This is a genomic window from Stutzerimonas stutzeri (assembly GCF_051028275.1).
GTDB lineage: Bacteria > Pseudomonadota > Gammaproteobacteria > Pseudomonadales > Pseudomonadaceae > Stutzerimonas > Stutzerimonas stutzeri_AS.
Genome location: NZ_CP069269.1, coordinates 519277 through 543564, shown reverse-complemented (window position 1 = coordinate 543564; position 24288 = coordinate 519277). Strand labels below are relative to the sequence as shown.

Below are 24288 nucleotides of genomic sequence, written 5' to 3'. Positions count from 1 at the left end.
TTGGCCGCAGCAGTTTTGCGAGTCTAACTGAAGACTAATCGTCGCCCGAAGCGTCTTAAAATGACCGATCAGTTCTCATCTAGACGCCGAGGACTCCCGTGACCGTTCAATGGACGCGAGCAGGACAATGAAGCAATCGGACATAAAAAAGCCCGCGCGAGGCGGGCTTCCGGTTTAGCAATGGGTCAAAAAGCGAATTGGTCGGCGCGCAATTTCATCAGGCTGGCACTGCCGGCATCTATCGCTGATTTGTGCGCTGCGGTGCGCGGCAGCAAACGGGCGAAGTAGAACTCTGCAGTCGTTAGCTTCGACTGATAAAAATCGGAATCGTCGCCGTTCCCGTCCAGCTTGCTTTGAGCAACCACGGCCATGCGCAACCAGAAATAGCCGAGGATCAGATAACCACAGTACATGAGATAGTCGACCGACGCCGCGCCCACTTCGTCGGGGTTCTTCATGGCCGCCATACCGATTCGCGTCGTGATCTCGCCCAGCTCTCGGTTGAGGCCTGCAAGCTGCGTGACGTATTGCTGCAGCTGCGGATGTTGCGCATTGGCCTCACAGAACTTATGCACCTGCTTGGTGAAACCCAACATCAGCTTACCCTGGCTGCCGAGCACTTTGCGTCCTAGCAGATCAAGCGCCTGGATACCATTTGTGCCTTCGTAAATCGGTGCGATGCGGCAGTCGCGCACTAGCTGTTCCATGCCCCACTCGCGAATGTAACCGTGGCCGCCAAACACTTGCATACCAAGGTTTGTCACCTCCAATCCCGTATCGGTCATGAAGGCCTTGCAGATCGGCGTAAGAAAGGCGAGCAGGTCCTCGGCTTCCTTGCGCTTGTCCGCATCAGGGCTGTGTATCTGATCGAGCAGTTGTGCAGTGAAATACGCTAATGCTCGGTTGCCTTCGTTGAACGCTTTCATCGTCAGCAGCATGCGACGGACATCAGGATGGACGATGATGGGGTCGGCAGGCTTGTCGGGGTATTTCGCCCCGGTCAGCGCACGCATCTGCAGCCGCTCGTTGGCGTACCGGATGGCGCCCTGAAAGCTCGCCTCACCACTGCACAACCCCTGCATGCCAGTACCCAAACGTGCATGGTTCATCATCGTGAACATGCAGTTCAGGCCTTTGTTTGGCTCACCGATCAGAAAGCCTGTGGCGCCATCGAAGTTGATGACACAGGTCGCCGAGGCTTTGATGCCCATCTTGTGCTCGATGGAACCGCAGGCGACGCCATTGCGCGCGCCAATTTCCCCTGAAGCACCGGTTACGCCGTTTTTTGGCAGGAACTTAGGCACGACAAATAGCGAGATCCCCTTGGTGCCGGCTGGCGCATTAGGGAGTTTGGCCAATACAAGATGCACGATATTCTCACTCATGTCGTGCTCACCGGCCGAGATGAATATCTTCGTGCCAGTAATGGCGTAGCTGCCGTCGTCCTGTGGAACCGCGCGGGTCTTGATGATGCCCAGATCCGTTCCGCAATGGGATTCGGTCAAGCACATGGTGCCGGTCCAACGGCCCTCGGTCATCGGGCTCAGGTAGGTCTGCTTCTGCTCATCGGTACCGTGGGCCGCGATAGCGGCCATTGCGCCATGCGTGAGCCCCGGATACATGCCAAAGGACGTATTGGCAGAACCGATCATCTCCCCGATAACCAGCCCTAGCGAATGCGGCAGGCCTTGACCACCGTAAGTCGGGTCGGAGGCAAGCCCCATCCAGCCACCTTCGGCATACTGAGCGAATGCTTCCTTGAACCCCTTGGGGGTGGTCACGACTCCATTGTCGAAGTGGCAACCTTCTTCGTCACCGCTGCGGTTGAGCGGGGCAAGAACCTGCTCACAGAACTTGGCGCCCTCTTCCAGGATGGCGCTGACCATATCCGGCGTGGCGTCATGCGCGCCATTGGCAGCATAGCTGCTGTGAAAGTCGAATACTTCATCGATCAGGAAGCGCATATCGCGCAGCGGAGCCTTGTAAGCGGGCATAGCGTTCTCCGGTAGGAACTGTGCATTGTTATGCTCGGCACGCTACCGGCAGATCCAAGTGTTCGCCATCACATTGCAGGCGCTGAATGCGCCATCATAATCGTAGATTGCCAGCGGACGCGGTTTGGAAATCGCAGCTGCCTGTTTGATCACGAGCTAGGACTCCGACGAAGCGTCCTGTTTCGTACGCATAGCGCCTCGTCGGTTCTCGCCATATGAGCGGACACAGTTGCGACCCGCTCCCTTGGCGCTGTACAGCGCCTGGTCGGCCCTCTTGATGACTTCCTCAGGCGTCCGTTGTGATGCAAGCCGCTCGGCCACCCCGATACTGACCGTGACAAAGACCGTACTCGTCGAACTGGCACCACGGCGTTGCCTGCCCTGCGCGGCGTCCTTTGGCCGATTGGTCTTGTCGCGCAGCTGCAGCGGATAGCTTTCCACCGCCTGCCGTACAGCCTCCAGATGCGGTAGACAGTGCTCGAGGTCTCGGCCGGGAAAGACCAACGCAAACTCTTCGCCACCGTAGCGATAGGCACGGCCACCGCCACCGACTTTGCGTAACCGACTCGCGACGAGGCGCAGCACCTCGTCCCCAACGTCGTGTCCATGGGTGTCATTGAAGGCCTTGAATCGATCCACGTCGGCCATCGCGATCACATACTGACGACCCAGGCGCTGCAGCCGCTCGTTAAGCGCCCGCCGGCCAGGCAGGCCGGTCAGCTCGTCACGAAAGGCCATTTGATACGCCTCTTGAGCGATCGAGACCACCAGAATGAGCATCATCAAGCTACTCATGACGTTGAGCGCGCCTGGACGACTGAATACCTGGGGCAACATCAGGAGCAAACCGATCAGTGCTATCCATTGGGCCGCATGCACCGGTCGTGGCCGTCGTGTGTACTGGATCAGCACACCCAGCATCGCCAGAAAAAAAGCCGGATAGGCCAGCTGGATCAACTGCAACCAGTTCGCCTGCAGCGACGGCCAGCGGATCTCCGTGAGCCAGTCGAGCATTTCAGCAGGAAACCGCCGCGCCAACGCCAGGGCCAGCACCGATACGGCGAATAAGACCGCCAATCGTGCCAGGCCGTCCTTTAACAGATGCGCCCGCTCCTGCCACAGGGCGTACAGGCCATAAAGGACTGGCAACAGCACACTGCAAAGATGAAAGGTCAATGCAGCCTCGGGCAGGAGCGAGCCTGTCAGCCGATAGTGGTCGACCTGCGTGTCGAGCAGGAAATAGACGATGTAGATCGTCAGCAACAAATACGTCTCGCGAACCCGACTATAGGCGATGCAGAACGCACCGCCGAGTAACAGCAGCACGGTGGGGAGCACATTGAACAGAGAAGTGAAGAACTCGTTCAGACTCGGCTGACGTGCGACTAGCAACCCGCAAACTAATAACGCCAGGGGCACATAGAAGTGACTGAAGCGTGCAGGGCTCATGCGAGACACGATGGCTCCGGCAGACGACCGTTGAGAAAGCAGGCATTCTGCCTGCACTTGGTTACGCAATCATCCAATCCATGATCGCAGTTGAATAAAACGCAAAAAAAAACCGCTGCCGAGGCAGCGGTTTTCTTGTTGCGATGAGCCTTAGTAGGCCAGCTCGAAGTGAGCTTCGTCCATGTCCATCAGGTTGTCAGCACCGGAGAGCATGGCTTCAACATGGGTGCGGGTACGTGGCAGGATGCGTTGGAAGTAGAAGCGCGCGGTTTGCACCTTGGCGGTATAGAAACCGTCCGCATCCTCACCCGCTGCGATCTTCTCCGACGCCAGACGCGCCATGTCGGCCCAGAAGTAGGCCAGGCAGGCGTAACCGCAATACATCAGGTAATCCACCGAGGCGGCGCCGACTTCTTCACGGTTCTTCATCGCGGCCATGCCGACCTTCATGGTCACATCGCCCCATTCCTTGTTCAGCTTGGCCAGCGGCTCGACGAACTGCTTGACCGCCTCATTGCCTTCATTGGCCTGGCAGAACTTGTGCACGACCTTGGTGAAGCCCTTCAGCGCCTCGCCTTGGGTCATCAGTACCTTGCGGCCCAGCAGATCCAACGCCTGGATGCCGGTTGTGCCTTCGTACAGACAGGAGATGCGGCTGTCGCGCACGTTCTGCTCCATGCCCCACTCGGCGATGAAGCCGTGGCCACCATAGATCTGCACGCCATGATTGGCCGCTTCGAAGCCGACTTCGGTCATGAACGCCTTGGCGATCGGCGTCAGGAAGGCCAGCATCGCGTCAGCCGCTTTGCGTTGTTCTTCGTCGGCGCTGCGCTGGACGATATCGACCTGTTTGGCAGCGAAGTACATCATCGCCCGGTTGCCTTCGGCAAAGGCCTTCATAGTCAGGAGCATGCGACGCACGTCCGGATGCACGATGATCGGGTCCGCAGCCTTCTCAGGTGCCTTCGGGCCGGTCAGCGAACGCATCTGCAAACGCTCACGCGCATACTTGATGCCGCCCTGGAAGCCGATTTCGGCATGTGCCAGACCCTGCAAGGCAGTACCCAGGCGCGCCGTGTTCATGAAGGTGAACATGCAGTTCAGGCCCTTGTTCGGCGGGCCGATCAGAAAGCCGGTGGCGCCGTCGAAGTTCATCACGCAGGTGGCGTTGCCGTGGATGCCCATCTTGTGTTCCAGGGAGCCGCAGGACACACCGTTGCGCTCGCCCACACCGCCTTCGGCGTTCGGCAGGAACTTCGGCACGATGAAGAGGGAGATCCCCTTGGTGCCGGCCGGCGCATCGGGCAGACGAGCCAGAACGATATGGACGATGTTCTCGGCCATGTCGTGCTCACCAGCGGAGATGAAAATCTTGGTGCCGGATACCTTGTAGCTGCCATCGGCCTGAGGCTCGGCCTTGGTGCGCAGCATGCCCAGGTCGGTGCCGCAATGCGGCTCGGTCAGACACATTGTGCCGGTCCACTCACCGGAGACGAGCTTGGTCAGATAGGCCTGCTGCTGCTCGGGAGTACCGTGCTCATGCAGCGTGTTCATGGCGCCATGGGACAGACCTGGATACATGCCCCAGGACCAGTTGGCTTCACCGATCATCTCGCTAATGGCCAGGCCCAGCGATTCCGGCAGACCCTGACCGCCGTGCTCGACATCATGAGCCAGGCTCGGCCAACCGCCTTCTACGAACTGCTGGTAAGCCTCTTTGAAACCCGTTGGCGTCTTAACGCCGCTTTCGCTCCAGGTACAGCCTTCGATGTCGCCCACGCGGTTGAGGGGGGCAATCACCTGCTCACAGAACTTGGCGCCTTCGTCGAGAATGGCGTTGACCATATCCGGGGTGGCGTCTTCGCAACCCGGAAGGCTTTGATAGTGCGCTTCGTAGCCGAGCAGTTCGTCACGTACGAAGCGGATATCGCGCAAGGGGGCCTTGTAGTCAGGCATAGCGTAAACCTCAACGGTGGGTTCTGATTCAGGTGACTGCAGATCAGCCACGCTTGATTTCGATTGGCCTTCCGGCATAGCGCCGAGAGGTCAAACAGGTGTTTGAAACATACGTTTAGGCCTGATCGATGTCAAGCAGCGACCGTGACGCCGTTCGTCGGCATCTTGGTCGCTAGAGGCAGATTGAAGGTGCCCAAAAACGGGCGAGGCAGCCGGCCCAACCGGCTGATGTGATCAGGCTTTGGTATTGATCAACGTGCCGAGCATTTCGTCAGCACTTTTCAGCAGTCGGGCACCCGCGTTGGCTTGATGCTCGCCGACTTTCATCTGCACCAGCTGCTCGGTCAGCTCGACCGAGTCGGCCAGGGCTTGAGAATTTGCAACAGCAGGCAAAGCAGTCCCGGCAACGGCGGCGCTGGCCTGGTCGACTCGCTGCTGTCCGGCTTGATAGGCACCAAGGCCGGCAGAAAGAAGGCTGCTAATCTGCATGGTTGAAACCTCACCAAAGTCTCACTTGATAGCTATTGAAGCAGAGCCGTTTCGCTGACGCCACTTCCACGTCGCGATAAGCCGCACTTCTTTATTACCGAACATGATCACGTTCATCGGCAGAGCGAGAGGCACTGGAACGGTGGTGAAGCCGAGGCAGTCAGCTATTCGACAGCAATCACTTCGGAGACAACCATGAACCCGTCGCAGCCGCCCCTCCTCTCCACACGCAATGCCCATGACCGAGCCGGCGGCCCTAATCTTCACGGGGTCGAACGGCTGATATCCGGCTTTCTGGGCGGCTGGTTGGTAGCACGCGGCCTGCGCAAAGGAGGCGTTTTCGGACTGCTGGAGCTGGCCGCAGGTGGAATGGCGATCGCCCGAGGTGGTTCGGGCCAGTGCAACGCCAAGCGCGCCCTGTCGCCCACTGATTATGAGAGCCAACTGGCTGAAGAACACAACTGGGGCCGTGCCCGCGCGTTGTCGAAAAGCATCACGGTGAACCGACCACGTGATGAGATCTACCGCTATTGGCGTGACTTCAGCAACATGCCGACCTTCATGGAATTCATCGAGCGCGTCGAGGCTCGTGACGACCACCATGCACATTGGGTTGCGCGGGTGCCAATGATGGACAAGAGCATCGAGTGGGACACCTACGTCACCGAGGACATCCCCGGCGAGCGTCTGGCTTGGATGTCAGAACCTAACGCGCCCGTCCGTAACCTGGGTTGGGTGACGTTTCGCGATGCGCCCAACGGCAGCGGTACCGAGATACAAGCGGTGGTTGCCCATGAAGTTCCTGGTGGACAGTTGGGGTATGCGCTCGCCCGTGGCGTCAGTAAGTTCAGCGGTTTCAAGGCCGAACAGAATTTACGTCGCTTCAAGCAACTGATGGAGACCGGCGAGATCTCGACCGGCCAGATGAACCGAGAACCGGCTGACAAGCACACCGGCATCGCTGCGACAGGGGAGGCTCGATAATGCGCGCATTGACCTGGCAAGGCCCGAACATGCTGCAAGTCGACACCGTACCGGACCCGGAACTCGTCAATCCCAAGGACGTGATCCTGAAGGTGATCATGTCCTCGGTCTGCGGCTCCGATCTGCACCTGGTCGACGGCTATGTACCGACCATGCACCCCGGCGACATTCTGGGACATGAGTTTCTTGGCGAGGTTGTGGAGACCGGCTCCGCCGTGACGCGATTCAGCAAGGGTGATCGCGTAATCGCCATTTCCATCATCGGCTGTGGTGAATGCAGCCACTGCAAGGCGAGCAATTTCAACTGCTGTGACAATTCCAACCCCAATAGCCGTGAAACGGAAATCGCCTACGGTTACACCTGCTCCGGCATCTTCGGCTACAGCCATGCGTTTGGTGGCTACGCCGGCAGCCACGCCACGTACATCCGTGTGCCCTATGCCGAGGTGAATCTGTTCAAAGTCCCGGAAGGTGTGAGCGACGAGCAGGCGGTTTTCGTATCCGATGCGGTGCCAACGGGATATTTCGGTGCAGACCAGGCCGATATCCAGCGCGGCGAAACCGTCGCGGTCTGGGGCTGCGGCGGCGTCGGTCAGATGGCCATTCGCAGCGCCTATCTGATGGGTGCCGAGCGCGTCATTGCCATTGATCGTTTCACCGATCGCCTGGCGCTGGCTGAACAGAAAGCGGGTGCCATCACTATCAATTACGAAACCACTGACGTGCACGAGGCGCTGTTGGAGCTCACCGGCGGACGTGGCCCGGATCGCTGCATCGACGCGGTTGGCATGGAAGCGCACGGCACCGGCATCGAACACGCCTATGACAAGGTCAAGCAACAACTGCGACTGCACACCGAGCGCGGCGTCGCGCTGCGCCAGGCCATTCATTCATGCCGCAAAGCCGGCACCGTGTCGGTGCTGGGTGTGTACGGCGGCTTGATGGACAAATTTCCAATGGGTGCCATCGTCAACAAGGCGTTGACGCTACGCTCCGGGCAACAGCCAGGGCAGCGCTACGCGGAGCGTATCTTCCAGCACATCCTCAATGGCGAGATGGACCCGTCCTACCTGCTGACGCACCCGATGGATCTGGAGCAGTCGCCCGAGGGCTACAAGCTGTTCAAGCACAAGACCGAACAGTGCATGCGGGCCGTCTTCAAGCCGTGAGCGGCGCCAGGTCGAGGTATCGTGCTACCTCGGCCGGGCTTGCAGTCGGCAGGCGCGGCACCCGACCAAGGCATGGCGCCTCGAGCCGCTCATCCAGCGTCTCGAGATTTTCCTGCAATCGTGAGGTGGCAGGATCAACGATATTGGCGACCCAGCCGGCCAGCCTCAATCCGTCGCGCTCGATGGCCTCTGCGCTGAGCAGCGCATGGTTGATGCAACCCAGGCGCACGCCGACGACCAGAATTACCGGCAGACCGAGCTCGATGGCGAGATCGGATAGCGCTTCGTCTCGTGCCAGCGGCACGCGCCAGCCACCAGCGCCTTCCACCAATGAGAACTGAGCCTGCAATGCCAGCACTTGCCGAACCGGCTCTGCTAGCGTCGCGACCGTCAGCTCGACATCAGCCTCGCGGGCGGCCAGATGCGGCGCGATTGCCGGCTCGAAAGCCAACGGGTTAACCTGCTCGTAGCGCAGCGGCAGCGTGCACTCGCCAAGCAGCGCCAACGCATCGCTGTTGCGCAGGCCTTCGGCTTTGAGTTCGCAACCAGACGCCACAGGCTTGGCCGCCGCCGTACTGAGCCCAGCCAGCCGCGCAGCATGCAGGAGCCCGGCCGCGATGGTGGTCTTGCCGACTTCGGTATCCGTGCCGGTGACGAAATAGGCCGCAGTCATTTCAGTTCCTTGCGCAACACGCCGTACACCACCTGATAGGTCGCTGGGAGTCCGTTTGGCGTACGGAAGCGCTCGTAGGCTTCGATCAGAGCGCGAATACGTGCGCGACCGGTAAGCCCACCCGGACGGCCAGGATTCAGATTATGTGCTCCGAGCGCCTTGAGCTCGCCTGTCAGCTGTCGCAGCTCGGCGAAGTGCAGCACCTGGGGTTCGACCTCCAGGTACTCCAGTCGCAAGCCACTCGCGGCACAGTACTGTCGATAGGCGCTGAGTGTACGGAAGCGATTCACATGGGCAAAACCGTCCACCGCCTGCCAGCTGTCGCGCAGCTCCTGGAGGGTGCCGCTGCACAGGCTGCTGAAGGCCAAGACACCACCAGGACGAAGCACCCGCATTGCCTCGCTCAACACCGAGGAAAAGTCCTCACACCACTGCAGCGCCAGGCTGGAAAAAATCAGATCCACCGACGCATCACGCAACGGCAAGCACTCGGCATCGCCCGCGATGAAACGGCTCGCGCCGCCCTGAGGCCGGGCATGGCGCAACATGCCTTCGGCAATATCAAGCGCGACGCCTTCGCCGGTTGGGAAACGGCTCGCCAGCACTCGCGAGAAATAACCGGTGCCGCAGCCCAGATCCAGCCAGCGCGCGGGCGCAGGCGCGAGGGGCAACCGTTGGATCAGCGCGCTGCCAACCCTGCGCTGCAGCTCGGCCACGGCGTCATAACTGGTTGCCGCACGGGAAAACGACGCGGCCACCTGACGCTTGTCAGGCAGGGCGCTTTCCTTTTCCAGTGTCAGTGCCATGGCCGCATCCGTCATTCCGCCTTGCCCTTGATGAAGGCCGCTATGGTTGTTGCCACGTCGTCCGGGCGCTCCAGCGGCAGGGCGTGGCTTGTAGAGGTGATCAGCTCGGCTTCGATACCGGGCATCCAGCGCTGAAGCGCATCACAGGCCGTCGAGGGCACCAGCGCATCGCCACCGGCAAACAGGTGAAGTTGCGGTCCGAAATAGCCATGCAGCGCGTCGCGCCCGTCCAACTCGGCGAGTAACCGCAGGCCGGCTTGAAGTACGGTCGGAGCCGAATCAGACTGGCTGACCTCCAGCTGGCGGGCCAGCGTGCGAGGATCGTAGCCGCCGCGGCTGCAGAGCAGGCGGAATCGTTTGAGCGTTTCCTCGGGATCAAGCGTGAACGCCTCTTGAAACGCATCGAAGATATCCGGCGCCATGCCCTCTGGCCATTGTGGCCGAGCGCGGAAGCAAGGATTGCTGGCGATGGTGATCAATCCACGACACGAATCCAAACGCCGTGCGGCGAGCTGGGCTGCCAGCATGCCGCCCAGCGACCACCCGGCCAGCCAGCTATTATCAGGTAAACGGCGATCGAGTTCATCGAGCCAGGAATCGGCCTCGGGAAGCTCCGGCAAGGATTCGATGATGACGTCGAGACTCGGCGCGACCTCCGTCAATGCCTCGCACAAAGGCTGCAACGCAGCCGGGCCATACGCCCACCCGGGCAGCAAAATCAGCTGATCACGCATCCGTTTCAGGCTCCTCGGCCATTTGATTCCAGCATTCGGCCAGGATATCCAGCAGTCGTTCCACCTGCGCTTCGCTGTGCGACGCGCTGAAAGTCACCCTCAGCCGAGCGCTACCGGCTGGCACCGTTGGAGGGCGAATTGCACCGACCAGGATTCCACGCGCGCGCAGCGCTGCGGACAGCGCCAACGCCCGCTCGCTGCTGCCGACAAGAATTGGCTGGATCGGCGTCGGGCTATCCATCAGCGTAAGACCGATCTCGCTCGCACCCTGGCGGAAACGCGCAATCAACCGGTTCAGATGCTCTCGGCGCCAGCCTTCGGCTCGCAACAGCTCCAGACTTTTGAGGGTGGCGCAGGCGGTAGCCGGCGGCTGGCTGGTCGTATAGATGTAAGGCCGGGCGAACTGGATCAGCGTTTCGATCAATTCCTCGCTGCCTGCCACGAAGGCACCAGCGGTGCCAAAGGCCTTGCCCAGCGTGCCGACCAGCACCTGTACGTCATCCATGCCCAAACCGAAATGCTCGACAATGCCGCCACCGTTGACGCCCAGCGGGCCGAAGCCATGGGCGTCATCAACCATCACCCACGCCTTGCGCGCCGTCGCCGTGGCGCAGAGGGCCGGAAGGTCCGCCAAATCGCCATCCATACTGAACACGCCGTCAGTGACCACCAGCGTATCGCCGGTTGCTTTGTCCAGGCGTTTGGCCAGGCTCTCGGCATCGTTATGCAGGTAACGGGAGAAGCGAGCGCCACTGAGCAGACCGGCATCAAGTAGCGAGGCATGGTTGATTCGGTCTTCTAGCACCGTATCGCCCTGCCCCACCAGCGCGGTGACTGCAGCGAGATTGGCCATGTAGCCGGTGGAGAACAGCAAGGCTCGCGGCCGACCGGTGAACTCAGCCAAAGCCTCTTCAAGCTGGTGATGCGGCGTGCTGTGCCCCATGACCAGATGCGATGCACCACCGCCTACGCCCCAGCGCTCGGCACCTTGTTGCATGGCACGGATTACGTCGGGGTGGCTGGCGAGCCCCAGGTAGTCATTGGAACAGAACGCCAGCAGCGTCTCACCATCGACCATGACCTCCGGTTGCTGAGGAGTCTCCAGCAAGGGTCGCTGACGATAGAGGTGCGCGGCACGGCGCTCGGCGAGGCGAGACGAGAGATCGAAAGGCATGGCTATCACCGTAGGAGCGTCGGGGACGCCTGGCCCTGCTGGCGATCCGAGCCAGATCGCCAGCAAGCCGGCTCCTACGAAAGAAGGTTAGGCCGAAGCGGCGTTGTAGAACTGGCTCGAGTCGCGCTGCTCGACGAGGGCCTGCTCAATCGCAGCCTGGTGCACCTCGTCATCATGCTCCTCACGCGCTTCGGGCTGAATGCCCAGGCGCTTGAACAACAGCATGTCCTTATCAGCCTGCGGGTTTCCGGTGGTCAGCAGTTTCTCGCCGTAGAAGATCGAGTTGGCACCCGCCAGGAAGGCCAGCGCCTGCATTTGCTCGTTCATCTGCTCGCGACCGGCCGACAGACGCACGTGAGATTTAGGCATCATGATCCGCGCCACGGCGAGCATGCGGATGAAATCGAAGGGGTCGACATCCTGCTCGTCGGCCAGCGGTGTGCCTTTGACCTTGACCAGCATGTTGACGGGCACCGACTCGGGATGCTCGGGCAGATTAGCCAGTTGAATCAGCAGGCCGGCGCGGTCGTTCAGCGACTCACCCATGCCAAGGATGCCGCCGGAGCAGATTTTCATACCGGCGTCGCGCACGTAGCTCAGCGTCTCGAGACGGTCGGCATAGGTGCGGGTAGTGATGATGTTGCCGTAGAACTCCGGCGAGGTGTCCAGGTTGTGGTTGTAGTAGTCCAGCCCCGCATCGGCCAGTGCCTTGGTCTGCTCCTGATCGAGTTTGCCGAGCGTCATGCAAGTCTCCAGCCCCAGCGCCTTCACGCCTTCCACCATCTTGAGAACGTACGGCATGTCTTTGGCGGATGGGTGCTTCCAGGCGGCGCCCATGCAGAAGCGGGTCGAGCCGATGGCCTTGGCTTCAGCGGCGGCCTTGAGCACCTTTTCCACTTCCATCAGCTTTTCTTTGTCCAGACCGGTGTTGTAATGGCCGGACTGCGGGCAGTACTTGCAGTCTTCCGGGCAGGCACCGGTTTTGATCGACAGCAATGTCGAAACCTGGACGCGGTTGGCATCGAAGTGCTGGCGGTGTACGCCCTGAGCCTGGAAGATCAAGTCATTGAACGGTTGTTCGAAGAGCGCCTTGACTTCGGCGAGGCTCCAGTTGTGGCGGATAACGGAAGCGGCAGTGGCGCTCATGGAATTTCCCTTGTAATTAAAAGCGGCTCGGCGGCCTGGCACGGATGCGAAATGGTTAGCCAAGGTCGTAGCGCTGTCAACCTGGAAAGGAATCATGGTTTACAGATGGCTAGATGTTGAACAATATTGCTCGCTGTGCGATGAGCGCTGCGAACCGGATCAGTCGATTTGCGGAGCCTGTGAGACAGAGCTGCCCTGGCTGCGCGAGCATTGCACCGTATGCGCCTTGCCATTGTCGGCGTTCGGCCTGATTTGTGGCGAATGCCTTAAGCGGCCGCCGACGTTCGATCAGGTGACCGTACCGTGGCGCTTCGCCTTCCCCGTAGACACGCTGATCAGCCGTTTCAAACATCAATCGCAGTGGCCGCTCGGCCGGCTACTGGCGGAGCAGCTGTCACACCATCTGAGACACGCGTTCGATGAAGGCTTGCCACGTCCCGATGCGCTGTTGCCGGTGCCCCTGGCGCGAAAACGGTTGCGCCAGCGCGGTTTCAATCAGGCGCAGATGCTCGCTGATTGGCTGAGTGCGGCCCTGGCGATCCCAGTCGATACGAAGATCCTGGCGCGGGTCCAGGACACCCAATCGCAGCAGGAGCTCGATGCGGCCACTCGGCGGCGAAACCTCCGACAGGCGTTTGCCCTGAGAGAAGATTGGAGCCTGACCGGGCGTCACGTGGCGATCATCGACGATGTGCTCACGACCGGCGCAACTGCCGAGGCCCTGGCCCGTCTGCTCAAGCATGCCGGCGCCGCACGTGTGGATGTCTATTGCTTGGCGCGGACGCCCAAGCCCGGCGAGTAGCCGGGCCTGTGCGGTTGTGTAAACACACCAGTGCAATACACTGGCTACCCGACCATGGAGCTGATCATGAGCCACCCCTTCGACACGCTTACGCCTGACCTTGTGCTCGATGCGGTGGAAAGCACCGGTTTCATCAGCGACGCTCGCGTGCTGGCGTTGAACAGCTACGAAAACCGCGTCTATCAGGTGGGCATCGAGGACGAAACGCCGATCGTGGCGAAGTTCTACCGCCCCGGCCGCTGGAGCAACGACTCCATTCTCGAAGAGCACCAGTTCTCCAATGAACTGGCCGATCGCGAAATCCCGGTCGTGGCACCCATCGAACGCGACGGCAGAACTTTGTTCGAACATGCCGGCTTTCGCTTCGCACTCTTTCCACGCCGCGGCGGCCGCGCACCGGAGCCCGGCAATCTGGATCAGCTTTACCGGCTCGGCCAGTTGCTAGGGCGCATGCACGCGGTCAGTGCCAGCCGGCCATTCGAACACCGGGAAACCCTCAATGCGCAGCATCTCGGTCATGAATCGCTGGCGACGCTGCTCGAAGGGGGCTTCGTGCCCAAGAGCCTGCTGCCAGCTTATGAGTCGGTGGCGCGCGACCTGCTGCAACGCGTCGACGAAGTGTTCGCCCGCGCTGAGTTTCAGCCGATCCGCCTACATGGCGACTGTCACCCCGGCAACATCCTCGCCCGTGACGATGCGTTTCACCTGGTCGATCTGGACGACTGTCGCATGGGCCCATCGGTGCAGGACCTCTGGATGATGCTGGCAGGCGAACGTCACGAGCGACTCGGACAGCTGTCCGAGCTGGTGGAAGGCTATAGCGAATTCCATGACTTTGCCCCGCGTGAACTGCCCCTTATCGAAGCGCTGCGCGCGCTGCGCCTGATGCACTACAGCGCCTGGCTGGCCCGCCGCTGGGATGATCCGGCTTTCCCCATGAGCTTTCCCTGGTTCGGCACTGAGCGCTACTGGGGGGATCAGGTGCTGATCTTGCGTGAGCAGATGTCGGCGATGCAGGAAGAGCCGCTGAAACAGTTTTAACGTGCGGGGTGGAGCACGCTCACCGATCCATCGCGGGCGCCACGGTGGATATACGAAGCGACATCCACCCTACCCACTTTTCCGCCTGTAGGAGCCAGCGTGCTGGCGATCCGGACGGCCCGGCTACTCCCAGCCTCGATCAGCCTCTGTCACGAGCAAGCTCGCTCCTACCGAAGACGAGGCGTGCGGCTCTGATTTCACTCGCCGAAGCGAATCTCGCTGGAGCCCGTTTTTCGCCGTTACTTTTCTTCCACCAGCCAATCCAGCCTCCAGCCACCCTTACTCTGGCCGAGCAGCTTGGCCAGCCAGGGCAGCAGCTCGCGCAGTTCCTCTTCGAGCCCCCACGGAGGATTGCTGATCGCAAGGCCGGAGCCATTGAGCCGCAGCGCCTCGTCGGTTGGGTGGACGAACAGCTCGGCGCGTAGCAGTTTGGGTGCCTCGCTGCGTGACAGGTCCTGATAGAAGCGTTTGAGCTGACGCTCGTCCTTGATCGGATACCAGATGACGCCGATGGTCTGGCGCATACGCCCCAGCGCCTCACCCAACGCCTGAACACACCGGCTCAGCTCGTCGACCTTTTCAAACGGCGGGTCGACCAGCAAGACCACGCGTTTCTCCTTGGTGGGCATCAACGCACGCGGCACATGCCACCCCTCACCCAGATGCACGGCTACACGATGGTCGCCGGACATATTGTCTTTAAGCAGACGCCCATCTTCAGGGTGCTTTTCGTTAAGCTGCAGGCGATCCTGCGGCCGCGTCAGCTGCCGCGCCAGCTCCGGTGAACCGGGGTAGTAACGCAGCGTGCCGTCGGGATTGAGTTCACGGATCACGTCGAGATACCCCTGCGCCATCGTTGGCACAGCCTCCGCCTGCCATAGGCGTGAGATGCCCTGCAGCCATTCGCCCGTGCGGCTGGCCTGGTCGCCTGCCAGGTCATACAGACCGACGCCAGCATGACTGTCGAGATAGGCGAACGGCGCCTCCTTGCGGGCCAGCATGGCGAACAGACGGGACAACACGAGGTGTTTGAAGACGTCGGCGTGATTGCCGGCGTGAAAAGCGTGGCGGTAGTTCATCGGGCACTCCTGAAGTGTGCACAGTCTAACTGCGCAACGCGGCGATTCGCAGGGGGGTGGCGAGGCGCACCACACCTTCAGGTGCAAATCCGAGACAAATGGCTGCTACAGTCTGAACCTTGCCTAGCTTACGAGGAGTTCCGATGGACATTCGCGCCCTGTTCGAGATCAGCCTGCCGGTGATTCAGGCCCCGATGGCGGGCTCACAGAACCATCAACTCGCTGCAGCGGTATCCGAGGCCGGCGGACTGGGCTCGATTCCGGCCGGCATGCTCAATGCCGAGACGCTCGAGGCCGAGCTGATGGCGATCACAGCGCTGACGCGCAAACCCTACAACGTCAACTTCTTCTGCCATCAGACACCCGCCGAGGACGCCACGCGTACCGAAGCCTGGCTGGCCTTGCTGTCGCCTTACCTGAAAGAATTCGCGATCGACCCGGCAAGTATCCCCAGTGGCGCCACCCGCCGGCCTTTCGACGCCGCGATGGCCGAGGTGCTGGAGCGGCACCGTCCGCCGGTGGTCAGCTTCCATTTCGGCCTGCCTGAGCCCGCGCTTCTGGAGCGTATCAAAGCGACCGGCGCCAAGATTCTCTCCAGCGCCACGACGCTGGAAGAAGGCCGCTGGTTGCAGAAGCAAGGCGTCGATGCGGTCATTGCTCAGGGTGTCGAAGCCGGGGGTCATCGCGGCATGTTTCTAAGCGAGGACATCAGTGGCCAGGTCGGCACCTTTGCATTGTTGCCACAGCTGGTTGCCGCGCTGGACGTGCCCGTGATCGCTGCAGGCGCGATCGCGGATGCCGGCTGCGTATCCGCTGCGCAGGCGCTTGGCGCAGCGGGGGTGCAGGTCGGCACCGCTTATCTTCTTTGTGACGAAAGCCGCGCCAGCCCGCTTCACCGTCAAGCCTTGCAGAGCACAGCCGCCGAGCACACCGTGTTGACCACACTGCTCTCCGGTCGGCCGGCCCGCGGTATCGTCAATCGCCTAATTCGAGAGCTGGGTGCCCGGCCAGACGCCGTGCCGGCGTTCCCGCTGGCAGGCAATGCCATCGGCAGCTTGCGCGCCGCAGCCGAGCCTCAAGGCCTCGATCACTTCTCACCGCTCTGGGCCGGGCAGAACGTTAGCGGTTGTCAGCCGATACCCGCGGCACGGCTGACTCAAGCGCTCGCGTCCGGCTGGAAAGGTTAAGCGACAAATAGGCAGCGCCAGGCGTCGGTGCGGGGTCCGCTAAAACGGCGTAGCGCGTAAACTGACGCAACCTGCGGATGAGCGGATCGGATATGACGGTGCTGACAAACACACTGGTATTTCTCGCCACCTTGGCCGGCATGGAGCTGTTCGCGTGGTGGGCGCACAAATACGTGATGCATGGTTGGGGCTGGGGCTGGCACAAGTCGCACCATGAGCCGCGCACCGGCTGGTTCGAGAAGAACGATCTGTATGCGGTGGTATTCGCCGGGGTGGCGATCCTGCTGATCGCGCTGGGCACGGCGGGCTACGGCCCGCTGGAATGGATCGGCGCCGGGATGACGGCCTATGGCTTTCTCTATTTCGTCGCCCATGACGGTCTGGTCCATCACCGCTGGCCGCTACGCTATGTGCCGCGCAACGGCTACCTCAAGCGTCTCTATCAGGCGCATCGTCTGCACCATGCGGTAGAGGGTAAGGAGCGCTGCGTGTCCTTCGGTTTCCTCTATGCGCCGCCACTGCCGGTACTCAAGCAGCAACTGCGCGAGCTGCATGATGGACCGTTGCGCAAGACAAACGCTAAGCCCGACGAGGGCGCTTCCAAAGGGAATCAGGACGCGGCGTGATCTGCATCCGACGCGAAGCCAGCGCCAGCAATCCCCCGCCCGCGAGAAACTGCAACTTCTGCGCGCGGGTCGTCGAGACACGCGTGTCCCACGCCGCCGAGCCGCGCGCTTTCACCTCCACGCCGATCTGCCGGTAGACGCCGTGTGCCGTGGCGATCGACCAGGCCGAACGAAGTGGTAGATCGCGCAAACCCTGCGAGGCCGACAGGTAGTAAGGCTCGGCAAGATCGACCAGACGGGCTGCCAGCAGCGCCAGCGTCGGCCGGTTGTGCAACATGCCGATCTCTCCGGCCCGAATACCCACTTCCGCGAGCCAGTCGGCCGGCAGATAGACGCGACCGATCGCTGCATCTTCTACGATGTCGCGAGCGATGTTAGTCAGCTGGAATGCCAGCCCAAGGTCGCACGCGCGATCAAGCGTCGCCTCCGCTTCAGCGCCCATCACCTTCGCCATCATCAGGCCCACCACTCCGGCGACGCGATAGCAGTACAGCAGCGTGTCGTCGAGTGTCTGGTAGCGATAGTCCTGTACATCCATGCGGAAGCCCGCCAGATGCTCCAATGGATACTCTCTTGGTATCTGGTGGCGCTGAACGACCTGCTGAAAGGCAGCGAAGGCCGGATCGCTCATCGGCTCGCCGGCATAGGCGCGCTCCGTGAGGTCCACCAGCTCGGCAAGGCGCGCTTCGCCCGTGGAGCGGTCGCCGTCTACCTGGCCGTATCCCAGGGTCTGCCCGTCGATCACATCATCGCAATGACGGCACCACGCATAGAGCATCACCGCACTTTGGCGGGTGCGCTCGTCGAACAGCTTCGCCGCGGCCGCAAAGCTCTTGGAGCCGACGTTGATTGCCTGCGTTGAGTGATCGATGACCTGGTCGTTCATCCGGCCCGCTCCTCCGACATGACGTCCTCCAGCATCAAGCCAGCCGTGGCCTTGGCCGAACCGACAACACCGGGCACACCTGCGCCGGGATGGGTGCCGGCCCCGACTATGTACAGGTTGGGAATCACATCATCACGGTTGTGGGTGCGAAACCAGGCACTCTGGGTGAGGATCGGCTCAAGCGAGAACGCCGACCCCAGATGCGCGTTGAGCTCATCGCGGAAATCGTGCGGCGTAAAGATCCGATGGGTCACCAGGTCCTCGCGCAGCCCTGGGATGTAGTGACGCTCGAGGTATTCGAAAATGCGGTCGCGGTACTTTGGCCCTTCGACTGCCCAGTCGATATCTGCCGTACCCAGGTGCGGCACAGGAGCCAGCACGTAGTGGCTGGCGCAGCCCTCCGGTGCCAGCGACGGGTCCGTCACGCAGGGCGCATGCAGGTAAAGGGAAAAATCATCGGCCAGGGTTTCGCGCTTGAAGATTTCATCGATCAGCTCGCGGTAGCGCGGCCCAAAGCACACCGTGTGATGTTGCAGATGATCGTGACGACGCTTAAGCCCGAAATGAATGACGAACAATGACATGGAGAAGCGTTTGCCGGAGAGCCGCTTGGCCTCGTCGCGACCACGCTGCTCGTGACCGAGCAGCTGCTTGTATGTGTTCACCACATCGGCATTCGAAGCCACGGCGTCGATGTCGAAGCGACGGCCGTCGCCAGTGATCACCGCGCTCGCCTTGCCCCCGGCCAGTTCGATGCGCGCCACTTCGGCGTTCAGCTCCAGCCTGCCACCCAGGTCTTCAAACAGCCTGACCATTCCCTGCACCAGGGCCCCGGTGCCACCGCGTGGGAACCAGACGCCACCCTGGCGTTCGAGCGCATGGATCAGCGCATAAATCGATGAGGTTTCAAAGGGATTGCCGCCCACCAGCAAGGAGTGAAACGACAAGGCCTGGCGCAGGCGTTCGTCCTCCACAAAGCTCGACACCATGCTGTACACGTTGCGCCAGGCTTGGAGTTTGGCCAGCTGCGGCGCGACGCCGATCATGCTTCGGAACGACAGAAAGGGCACGGTGCCGAGCTTGACGTAGCCTTCTTCGTACACCGCACGGGAATAGGCCAGAAAACGCTGATAGCCGGCAACATCCTTCGGGTTCAGCGCATGGATTTGCCGATCCAGCTCGGCCTGGTCATTGACGTAATCGAAGCTGTAGCCGTCTTCCCAGCACAAGCGATAGAAGGGGCTCACTGGTAACAGCTCGACGTAATCCGCCATGCGCTTGCCAGCGCCGGTGAACAATTCATCCAATGCTGGCGGATCAGTGATGACCGTCGGACCCGCGTCAAAGGTGAAGCCTTGGTCGTGATAGACGTAAGCACGACCGCCCGGCTTGTCGCGCTTCTCCAGTACAGTGGTCTGAATGCCGGCGCGCTGCAGCCGAATGGCCAGCGCCAGCCCGCCGAAGCCAGCCCCAATCACCACTGCCCGTTTCACAGCGCCAGTTGCCTCGTTCATCGTTTGTCCTTGTGATGCAAATTGCCGGCTGCCAGCGCTCGAAGCGCCTCACCCACCGGCACGGGAGGTTTGCCCGAGACGATGCGCAAGCGGTCCCAGGTGGTCAGGTTGGCTGCGTAGAAGCGCTGGATCAGCGGTTCGCGCAAACGGTAGAAACGCTGCATCACTGCCCAGCGGCAACCTGCCGGCCCGGCCATGAACAGCATGCGATTGAGCAATCGGAAAAACCCGCGCTGACGCCACTGCAGTAGTGAGTAGTCGCGAATTGCCGCGAACAGGCTATTGGCGTCCCACCGGTCCAACGCGACCAGGTGATCAGCCAGACGCACCGCATCGGGCAGCGAATAGCCAGTGGTCGGATGAAACAGGGCGGCCGAGAGCCCTGTCTGTGGCACGCCACACGCCTCGTTCCAGAATGTCGGCAGGTCGCCGGACAGCACGATGGGCAGTACACCCTGCTCTTCACGTAGCGTCTCGGTGACGCGCCACCCGCGCGACTCGGCATAGCGACCGATGTTGTAGCGCAGCGTATCCGGTGCAACGGCATCGCCGTCCGCGTAGTAAGTGTCTTCAACCAGGAGAGTGTCGGCGCTGAGCGGCAATACATAGACGAACCGATAGCCATCCTGCTGCGCAACGCTCGCGTCCATAATGATCGGTGCTTGCAGGCCATGGGGTTTCTGCAGTCGCAGCTCCTGCCCCAGGAACTTCTGGAAGCCGAGGGCCAGTTGAGCGGTCTGGCGAACTCCTCGCCCATCGACCACAGCACCGGCCCGCAATACTTGACCGCACGCCAGCCGCACCTTTTGGGGTTCTACCTGGCTGACACGTGTATTCAGACGCACGCCGTCGGCCAGTTCGGACATCAGCAGCTGATGAAACCGATTGGAAAAGATACTGGCGTAGCCACTGCCCAGCCGGCGATGAAGGTCAGGGAAAATCACCTCGTAGCCGGTCCAGCGATTACCCACCAGCGGCCGCAGCCACGCTTGTTGAGCCGGCGTCAGATCGTGCTCGTGAAAGGACCAGGTATGGTTGCCGCCGAGGGTTTCGCCCTGTTCGATGATCAGCAACCGCAAATCCGGACGCGCCTGGCGCAAGCGCAGGGCCAGCAGCCCGTTGGCTAGACCACCGCCAACCAGGATCAGGTCCGCATCAGCCATGCTCAGCCCCCTGTAAAGCGGGCGTTTGTGCTTCGAGCGCCGCCTCAATCAATTGCGCCGCCCGCAGCGTCCCACCGGCACCGCGAACCTCGTTGCCCAATTCTTTAGCCCGCCATGCAAAGCCAGGTTCGCGTAACAGTCGCCGCAGCCCCTGCACGATGCGCCTACGACTGGCCAGGCGTGGATCGATTTTCAAACCCACGCCAGCGTGCACCACCCGAGCGGCGACGCCGGGCTGATCGAAAGCGATTGGCAAGGCCAGACTCGGCACACCTGCTCCCAGCGCGTCGAGTACGGTGTTGAGCCCTGCATGGGTAATTAGGGCATCCGCTCGGGCCAGCACCGCGCGCTGCGGCGCGAAATCAGTGACCCAGCTGGCGCCGGCTTTTAGCAGCCGTCGCTCCTGCGCTGCATCAAGACGACCGCAATGGGCAATCAGGACCTGCACATCCAGCTCGCGGCATGCTTCAGCGATCCTCCGGAACAGGCCGAACCTGTCCCCTTGAAGGGTACCTAGCGAGGCGAACACGAATGGCTGGCCGTTGGCGACCGGAATATCGAACGGCGGCTCGTCCGCCAATGTCGAGCGCAACGGGCCCACACAGTGAAAATACTCAGGCAGCGAGGTACGCGGAAAATCGAAGCCGGGCGTTGTTTGACTCAGCTGCAGCAGCGGTGACAGGCATTCATCGAGGCGCTGGCGAGGCGGCAGACCAAACGCGGCAGCATGGCGTGCAATGACCGCGGCGTGCGCTTGCATAGCCCGGTCATAGACGCCGCTGCTGTGCAAGTTCAGCTGCTCGCCCCAGGGCGTCGGTCGATAGCGCCAGGGCATGACCGGCAGCGGCACCAGCGCTTCGCGATTGACCGGCAGTGCACAGGCCACCGACACGAACGGCAGCCCGAGATGCTCGGCCACAAGCCCACCGGCCGGCTCCATCTGGTCTGCGATGATGCAATCAGCGCCGATCGCGCGAAGCACGGCTGGCGCGTCTCGGCAGAACATATCGGTTGCCGACGCCATATCGGCAATCACGCGGCGTATTCCCCAGGGCCCGCCAGGCCGCGCGGCGCGATCGATCACAGCTTGAAGCGAGCCAGGCGGATGCAACCCCCCACCAACTTGCGCAAAACCCAAGCGCGGATGGCGCAGCATTGCGGCAACATCTGCCTGATGCACAACCGTCACGCGGTGACCGCGGGCCAGCAGCTCACCCGCGACGGCCTCCATCGCCCGCACATGGCTGTGAAAAGCCGGTCCGATGACGGCAAAGTGAGTCATTGGAACGAACCTCGCCGGTCGGTCGGCCGGCAATCCTGACGACACATCACAACCGGGACGGGTCGAAGGGTGCCAGCAACGGCGCTTTGGTCAGCTCCGTCAGACTGGCCGAGCCGGTGCAGAAGCAAGCGATGCGCAGCTGCTCGATCAGCACCTGAAAATGCTCGACCACCGCCTCCGGCCCAATCAGCGCCGCGTCCAGTACACCGGCAGCCTGACCCACCAGATCGGCGCCGAGACGAATTGCCTTGGCCGCATCAATGCCGTCTCGAATGCCGCCTGATGCAATCAGTTGGGCATCAGGGCAGGCCCGGCGAACGGTAGAAATCGCCTGAGCGCTCGGTATGCCCCATCCGGTAAATGCCTTGGCAATGGCGCGCTGCTGCGGGTCCACCGTGCGTTCAGCCTCAACCGCCGCCCAACTGGTGCCGCCAGCACCGGCCACGTCGATCACCGACACACCCACATCGAGCAAACGCTGCGCCACTCTCGGTGAGATACCCGCACCGACCTCCTTGGCCACCAACGGCACCGGCAACCGCAGGGCCAAGGCTTCAAGCGCTGCGTACACGCCTTGCCAGTTACGATCACCGCCAACCTGCACCGCTTCCTGGAGCGGGTTGAGGTGAATGATCAGAGCATCGGCCTGAATCATGTCGACGGCTCGCTGCGCCTCGTCCAACCCGTAGCCGGCGACGAGCTGGGCCGCCCCGAAATTGGCCAGCAATGGAATCGAGGGCGCGAGTTGGCGTAGCTGCCGTGTCAGCCCCTGATCCGCATCGGTTTCCAGCGCGATGCGTTGGGAGCCGACCGCCAGGGCGATGCCGAGCACCTGTGCCGCCTCGGCGAGGTTTCGATTGATTTGGGTGGCCCGCGCTGCGCCGCCTGTCATTGAGCTGATCAGCAACGGTGCCGAAAGGGTTCGGCCAAACAGCGAAGCGCGAATATCGATGTCGTCCAGACGCAACTCCGGAACCGCACAGTGCTCGAAGGTCAGGGCAGCGTAGCCTGAATCGATAACGGAACAGGCGCGGCGCGGGTCGAGAACGATGTCGAGATGGTCGTTCTTACGTTCCGCAATAGTTTCTTTAGTCATGCAGCGCCTCGTTCGATGACCTTATGTGGACGGTAGTGGTCATTAAAAGTGCCAAGACTTATACACTCTGTACAGGTATTGTCACGATATCTAACGAAAAACGATACAGGAGGTCGTCATGGCCATCGCTTTGCCGGACACGCAACTCGACTTCGAAGGGACAGTCAGTAAGCTGCGTGCACAGGTTGACGAACGGCTAGGCCAGTGGCTACCGCTTGCGCCCCCGCAGGACGCGATCGCGACCGCCATGCGCGAAGGCACCCTCGCGCCGGGCAAGCGAGTCCGTCCATTACTGCTGCTGTTGACCCTCAAGGATCTGCAGCAGGAAACAACAGCAGCCAATGCCGGGCTCGACCTGGCCTGCGCTCTGGAGATGGTGCATGCCGCCTCACTGTTTCTTGATGACATGCCGTGCATGGACAACGCCGAGCTGCGCCGTGGCCGGCCGACCATCCACCGTCAGTTCGGCGAAGACGTCGCGGTGCTCGGCTCGGTCGCCCTACTCAGCCACGCATTCAGCATAGCGGCTTCGGCAGCCAGCATTGACGCGTCGAAACGTAATCAACTGGTGTGCCTGCTCTCGCATGCCACCGGCGCGCAGGGCCTGGTTCGCGGTCAGTTTCACGATCTGCGCGAGGGGCAGCGCGCCCGCCCGCTCGAAGCCATTGCCCATACCAACCGCCTGAAGACCTGCCCGCTGTTCACGGCTGCGGCGGAGTCCGCTGCGCTGTTGGCCGACGCCAGCGCGAGCTGCACGCGCCATCTCAACGGTTTTGCCACCGAACTGGGGCTGGCCTTTCAGCTCCTTGACGACTTGGCCGACGGGCTCAGCCCTCAGCAGATTGGCAAGGATTCCGGCAAAGACGCCGGCAAAAGCACCGTTGTAGCCCTGCTCGGCCCTGAGGCGGCTCGCCAGCACGTCGAAGAGCATCTGGCACGTGCCGAACAACACCTGATCGACGCGGGCATCGGCGACGGTCATCTGGCACAGCTGCTTGAGTATTTCTGCGCGAGGCCACACTGAGGCTGGACAGGCAA

Annotated in this window: 22 protein-coding genes; 7 read left to right on the top strand and 15 right to left on the bottom strand. The window is 61.7% G+C overall.

The features are described 5' to 3' along the window. Positions 1-185: 185 nt before the first annotated feature. The 4 genes from JQR87_RS02430 to JQR87_RS02415 all read right to left on the bottom strand — a co-directional run bounded on the left by JQR87_RS02430 (position 186) and on the right by JQR87_RS02415 (position 5888). Positions 186-1994 (bottom strand): acyl-CoA dehydrogenase C-terminal domain-containing protein, encoded by a 1809-nt coding sequence (locus JQR87_RS02430; RefSeq protein ID WP_407292934.1) that lies wholly within the window; start codon positions 1992-1994, stop codon positions 186-188. Between the two features lie 156 nt (positions 1995-2150). Beyond that, complete coding sequence (locus JQR87_RS02425; RefSeq protein ID WP_407292936.1) at positions 2151-3443, bottom strand: GGDEF domain-containing protein; 1293 nt, start codon at positions 3441-3443, stop codon at positions 2151-2153. Between the two features lie 150 nt (positions 3444-3593). Beyond that, complete coding sequence (locus JQR87_RS02420) at positions 3594-5399, bottom strand: phenylacyl-CoA dehydrogenase (protein WP_407292937.1); 1806 nt, start codon at positions 5397-5399, stop codon at positions 3594-3596. A 234-nt stretch (positions 5400-5633) separates the two neighbouring features. Next, positions 5634-5888: a hypothetical protein gene (locus tag JQR87_RS02415; protein ID WP_407292939.1), complete on the bottom strand. Its 255-nt coding sequence runs from the start codon at positions 5886-5888 to the stop codon at positions 5634-5636. Positions 5889-6083: 195 nt separating this feature from the next. Here JQR87_RS02415 and JQR87_RS02410 point away from each other — a divergent pair, with 195 nt between their 5' ends. Beyond that, complete coding sequence (locus JQR87_RS02410; protein ID WP_407292942.1) at positions 6084-6872, top strand: SRPBCC family protein; 789 nt, start codon at positions 6084-6086, stop codon at positions 6870-6872. Further along, entirely contained in the window at positions 6872-8041 is a 1170-nt protein-coding gene (locus JQR87_RS02405; RefSeq protein WP_407292944.1) for a zinc-dependent alcohol dehydrogenase, read from the top strand. The genes JQR87_RS02410 and JQR87_RS02405 overlap by 1 nt, the downstream gene beginning before the upstream one ends. Here the strand turns inward: JQR87_RS02405 and bioD are convergent. The 5 genes from bioD to bioB form a co-directional block, all read right to left on the bottom strand. Beyond that, positions 8031-8714: a dethiobiotin synthase gene (gene bioD, locus JQR87_RS02400; RefSeq protein ID WP_407292946.1), complete on the bottom strand. Its 684-nt coding sequence runs from the start codon at positions 8712-8714 to the stop codon at positions 8031-8033. The two genes, JQR87_RS02405 and bioD, sit on opposite strands and share 11 nt — an antisense overlap. Then, the gene (gene bioC, locus JQR87_RS02395) at positions 8711-9535 is read right to left on the bottom strand and encodes a malonyl-ACP O-methyltransferase BioC (RefSeq protein ID WP_407292947.1); all 825 of its coding nucleotides are present in this window, start codon (positions 9533-9535) and stop codon (positions 8711-8713) included. Before bioC ends, bioD begins: the two co-directional genes overlap by 4 nt. Then, positions 9532-10254 (bottom strand): alpha/beta fold hydrolase, encoded by a 723-nt coding sequence (locus tag JQR87_RS02390; protein ID WP_407292950.1) that lies wholly within the window; start codon positions 10252-10254, stop codon positions 9532-9534. The genes bioC and JQR87_RS02390 overlap by 4 nt, the downstream gene beginning before the upstream one ends. Then, positions 10247-11428, bottom strand: a complete 1182-nt coding sequence (bioF, locus tag JQR87_RS02385) for an 8-amino-7-oxononanoate synthase (RefSeq protein WP_407292951.1) — start codon at positions 11426-11428, stop codon at positions 10247-10249. Before bioF ends, JQR87_RS02390 begins: the two co-directional genes overlap by 8 nt. An 87-nt stretch (positions 11429-11515) precedes the next feature. Then, complete coding sequence (bioB, locus tag JQR87_RS02380) at positions 11516-12574, bottom strand: biotin synthase BioB (protein ID WP_407292953.1); 1059 nt, start codon at positions 12572-12574, stop codon at positions 11516-11518. A gap of 94 nt (positions 12575-12668) precedes the next feature. Here bioB and JQR87_RS02375 point away from each other — a divergent pair, with 94 nt between their 5' ends. Beyond that, entirely contained in the window at positions 12669-13376 is a 708-nt protein-coding gene (locus JQR87_RS02375; protein ID WP_407292955.1) for a ComF family protein, read from the top strand. 66 nt (positions 13377-13442) lie between these two features. Continuing rightward, complete coding sequence (locus tag JQR87_RS02370; protein WP_407292957.1) at positions 13443-14417, top strand: serine/threonine protein kinase; 975 nt, start codon at positions 13443-13445, stop codon at positions 14415-14417. 239 nt (positions 14418-14656) lie between these two features. Here JQR87_RS02370 and JQR87_RS02365 read toward each other — a convergent pair whose 3' ends face one another. Next, positions 14657-15496, bottom strand: coding sequence for a 23S rRNA (adenine(2030)-N(6))-methyltransferase RlmJ (locus tag JQR87_RS02365; RefSeq protein ID WP_407292959.1), 840 nt, complete (start codon positions 15494-15496; stop codon positions 14657-14659). 143 nt (positions 15497-15639) lie between these two features. Here JQR87_RS02365 and JQR87_RS02360 point away from each other — a divergent pair, with 143 nt between their 5' ends. Beyond that, complete coding sequence (locus JQR87_RS02360; protein ID WP_407292961.1) at positions 15640-16683, top strand: NAD(P)H-dependent flavin oxidoreductase; 1044 nt, start codon at positions 15640-15642, stop codon at positions 16681-16683. Between the two features lie 92 nt (positions 16684-16775). After that, entirely contained in the window at positions 16776-17309 is a 534-nt protein-coding gene (locus JQR87_RS02355) for a sterol desaturase family protein (protein ID WP_407292963.1), read from the top strand. Here JQR87_RS02355 and JQR87_RS02350 read toward each other — a convergent pair. The 5 genes from JQR87_RS02350 to fni are packed head-to-tail and all read right to left on the bottom strand — an operon-like array spanning position 17263 to position 23250. Continuing rightward, positions 17263-18195, bottom strand: a complete 933-nt coding sequence (locus JQR87_RS02350; RefSeq protein WP_407292964.1) for a phytoene/squalene synthase family protein — start codon at positions 18193-18195, stop codon at positions 17263-17265. The two genes, JQR87_RS02355 and JQR87_RS02350, sit on opposite strands and share 47 nt — an antisense overlap. Then, complete coding sequence (locus JQR87_RS02345) at positions 18192-19709, bottom strand: phytoene desaturase (protein ID WP_407292965.1); 1518 nt, start codon at positions 19707-19709, stop codon at positions 18192-18194. The genes JQR87_RS02350 and JQR87_RS02345 overlap by 4 nt, the downstream gene beginning before the upstream one ends. Continuing rightward, positions 19706-20872, bottom strand: coding sequence for a lycopene beta-cyclase CrtY (gene crtY / locus JQR87_RS02340; RefSeq protein ID WP_407292967.1), 1167 nt, complete (start codon positions 20870-20872; stop codon positions 19706-19708). The genes JQR87_RS02345 and crtY overlap by 4 nt, the downstream gene beginning before the upstream one ends. After that, the gene (locus JQR87_RS02335; RefSeq protein ID WP_407292970.1) at positions 20865-22154 is read right to left on the bottom strand and encodes a glycosyltransferase; all 1290 of its coding nucleotides are present in this window, start codon (positions 22152-22154) and stop codon (positions 20865-20867) included. The genes crtY and JQR87_RS02335 overlap by 8 nt, the downstream gene beginning before the upstream one ends. 46 nt (positions 22155-22200) lie before the next feature. Further along, positions 22201-23250, bottom strand: a complete 1050-nt coding sequence (fni, locus tag JQR87_RS02330) for a type 2 isopentenyl-diphosphate Delta-isomerase (protein WP_407292972.1) — start codon at positions 23248-23250, stop codon at positions 22201-22203. A gap of 118 nt (positions 23251-23368) precedes the next feature. On the opposite strand from fni, the gene JQR87_RS02325 reads away from it, so the two are divergent. Next, positions 23369-24274, top strand: coding sequence for a polyprenyl synthetase family protein (locus JQR87_RS02325; RefSeq protein WP_407292974.1), 906 nt, complete (start codon positions 23369-23371; stop codon positions 24272-24274). Positions 24275-24288: the final 14 nt, after the last annotated feature.

Coding starts and splice junctions, on each gene's coding strand:
- JQR87_RS02360 (WP_407292961.1), top strand. CDS start 15,640: ATGGACATTCGCGCCCTGTTCGAGATCAGCCTGCCGGTGATTCAGGCC.
- JQR87_RS02375 (WP_407292955.1), top strand. CDS start 12,669: ATGGTTTACAGATGGCTAGATGTTGAACAATATTGCTCGCTGTGCGAT.
- JQR87_RS02365 (WP_407292959.1), bottom strand. CDS start 15,496: ATGAACTACCGCCACGCTTTTCACGCCGGCAATCACGCCGACGTCTTC.
- JQR87_RS02345 (WP_407292965.1), bottom strand. CDS start 19,709: ATGAACGAGGCAACTGGCGCTGTGAAACGGGCAGTGGTGATTGGGGCT.
- bioD (WP_407292946.1), bottom strand. CDS start 8,714: ATGACTGCGGCCTATTTCGTCACCGGCACGGATACCGAAGTCGGCAAG.
- JQR87_RS02325 (WP_407292974.1), top strand. CDS start 23,369: ATGGCCATCGCTTTGCCGGACACGCAACTCGACTTCGAAGGGACAGTC.
- bioC (WP_407292947.1), bottom strand. CDS start 9,535: ATGACGGATGCGGCCATGGCACTGACACTGGAAAAGGAAAGCGCCCTG.
- JQR87_RS02370 (WP_407292957.1), top strand. CDS start 13,443: ATGAGCCACCCCTTCGACACGCTTACGCCTGACCTTGTGCTCGATGCG.
- fni (WP_407292972.1), bottom strand. CDS start 23,250: ATGACTAAAGAAACTATTGCGGAACGTAAGAACGACCATCTCGACATC.
- JQR87_RS02410 (WP_407292942.1), top strand. CDS start 6,084: ATGAACCCGTCGCAGCCGCCCCTCCTCTCCACACGCAATGCCCATGAC.
- JQR87_RS02420 (WP_407292937.1), bottom strand. CDS start 5,399: ATGCCTGACTACAAGGCCCCCTTGCGCGATATCCGCTTCGTACGTGAC.
- JQR87_RS02390 (WP_407292950.1), bottom strand. CDS start 10,254: ATGCGTGATCAGCTGATTTTGCTGCCCGGGTGGGCGTATGGCCCGGCT.
- JQR87_RS02415 (WP_407292939.1), bottom strand. CDS start 5,888: ATGCAGATTAGCAGCCTTCTTTCTGCCGGCCTTGGTGCCTATCAAGCC.
- bioF (WP_407292951.1), bottom strand. CDS start 11,428: ATGCCTTTCGATCTCTCGTCTCGCCTCGCCGAGCGCCGTGCCGCGCAC.
- JQR87_RS02425 (WP_407292936.1), bottom strand. CDS start 3,443: ATGAGCCCTGCACGCTTCAGTCACTTCTATGTGCCCCTGGCGTTATTA.
- crtY (WP_407292967.1), bottom strand. CDS start 20,872: ATGGCTGATGCGGACCTGATCCTGGTTGGCGGTGGTCTAGCCAACGGG.
- JQR87_RS02350 (WP_407292964.1), bottom strand. CDS start 18,195: ATGAACGACCAGGTCATCGATCACTCAACGCAGGCAATCAACGTCGGC.
- JQR87_RS02355 (WP_407292963.1), top strand. CDS start 16,776: ATGACGGTGCTGACAAACACACTGGTATTTCTCGCCACCTTGGCCGGC.
- JQR87_RS02335 (WP_407292970.1), bottom strand. CDS start 22,154: ATGACTCACTTTGCCGTCATCGGACCGGCTTTTCACAGCCATGTGCGG.
- JQR87_RS02430 (WP_407292934.1), bottom strand. CDS start 1,994: ATGCCCGCTTACAAGGCTCCGCTGCGCGATATGCGCTTCCTGATCGAT.
- JQR87_RS02405 (WP_407292944.1), top strand. CDS start 6,872: ATGCGCGCATTGACCTGGCAAGGCCCGAACATGCTGCAAGTCGACACC.
- bioB (WP_407292953.1), bottom strand. CDS start 12,574: ATGAGCGCCACTGCCGCTTCCGTTATCCGCCACAACTGGAGCCTCGCC.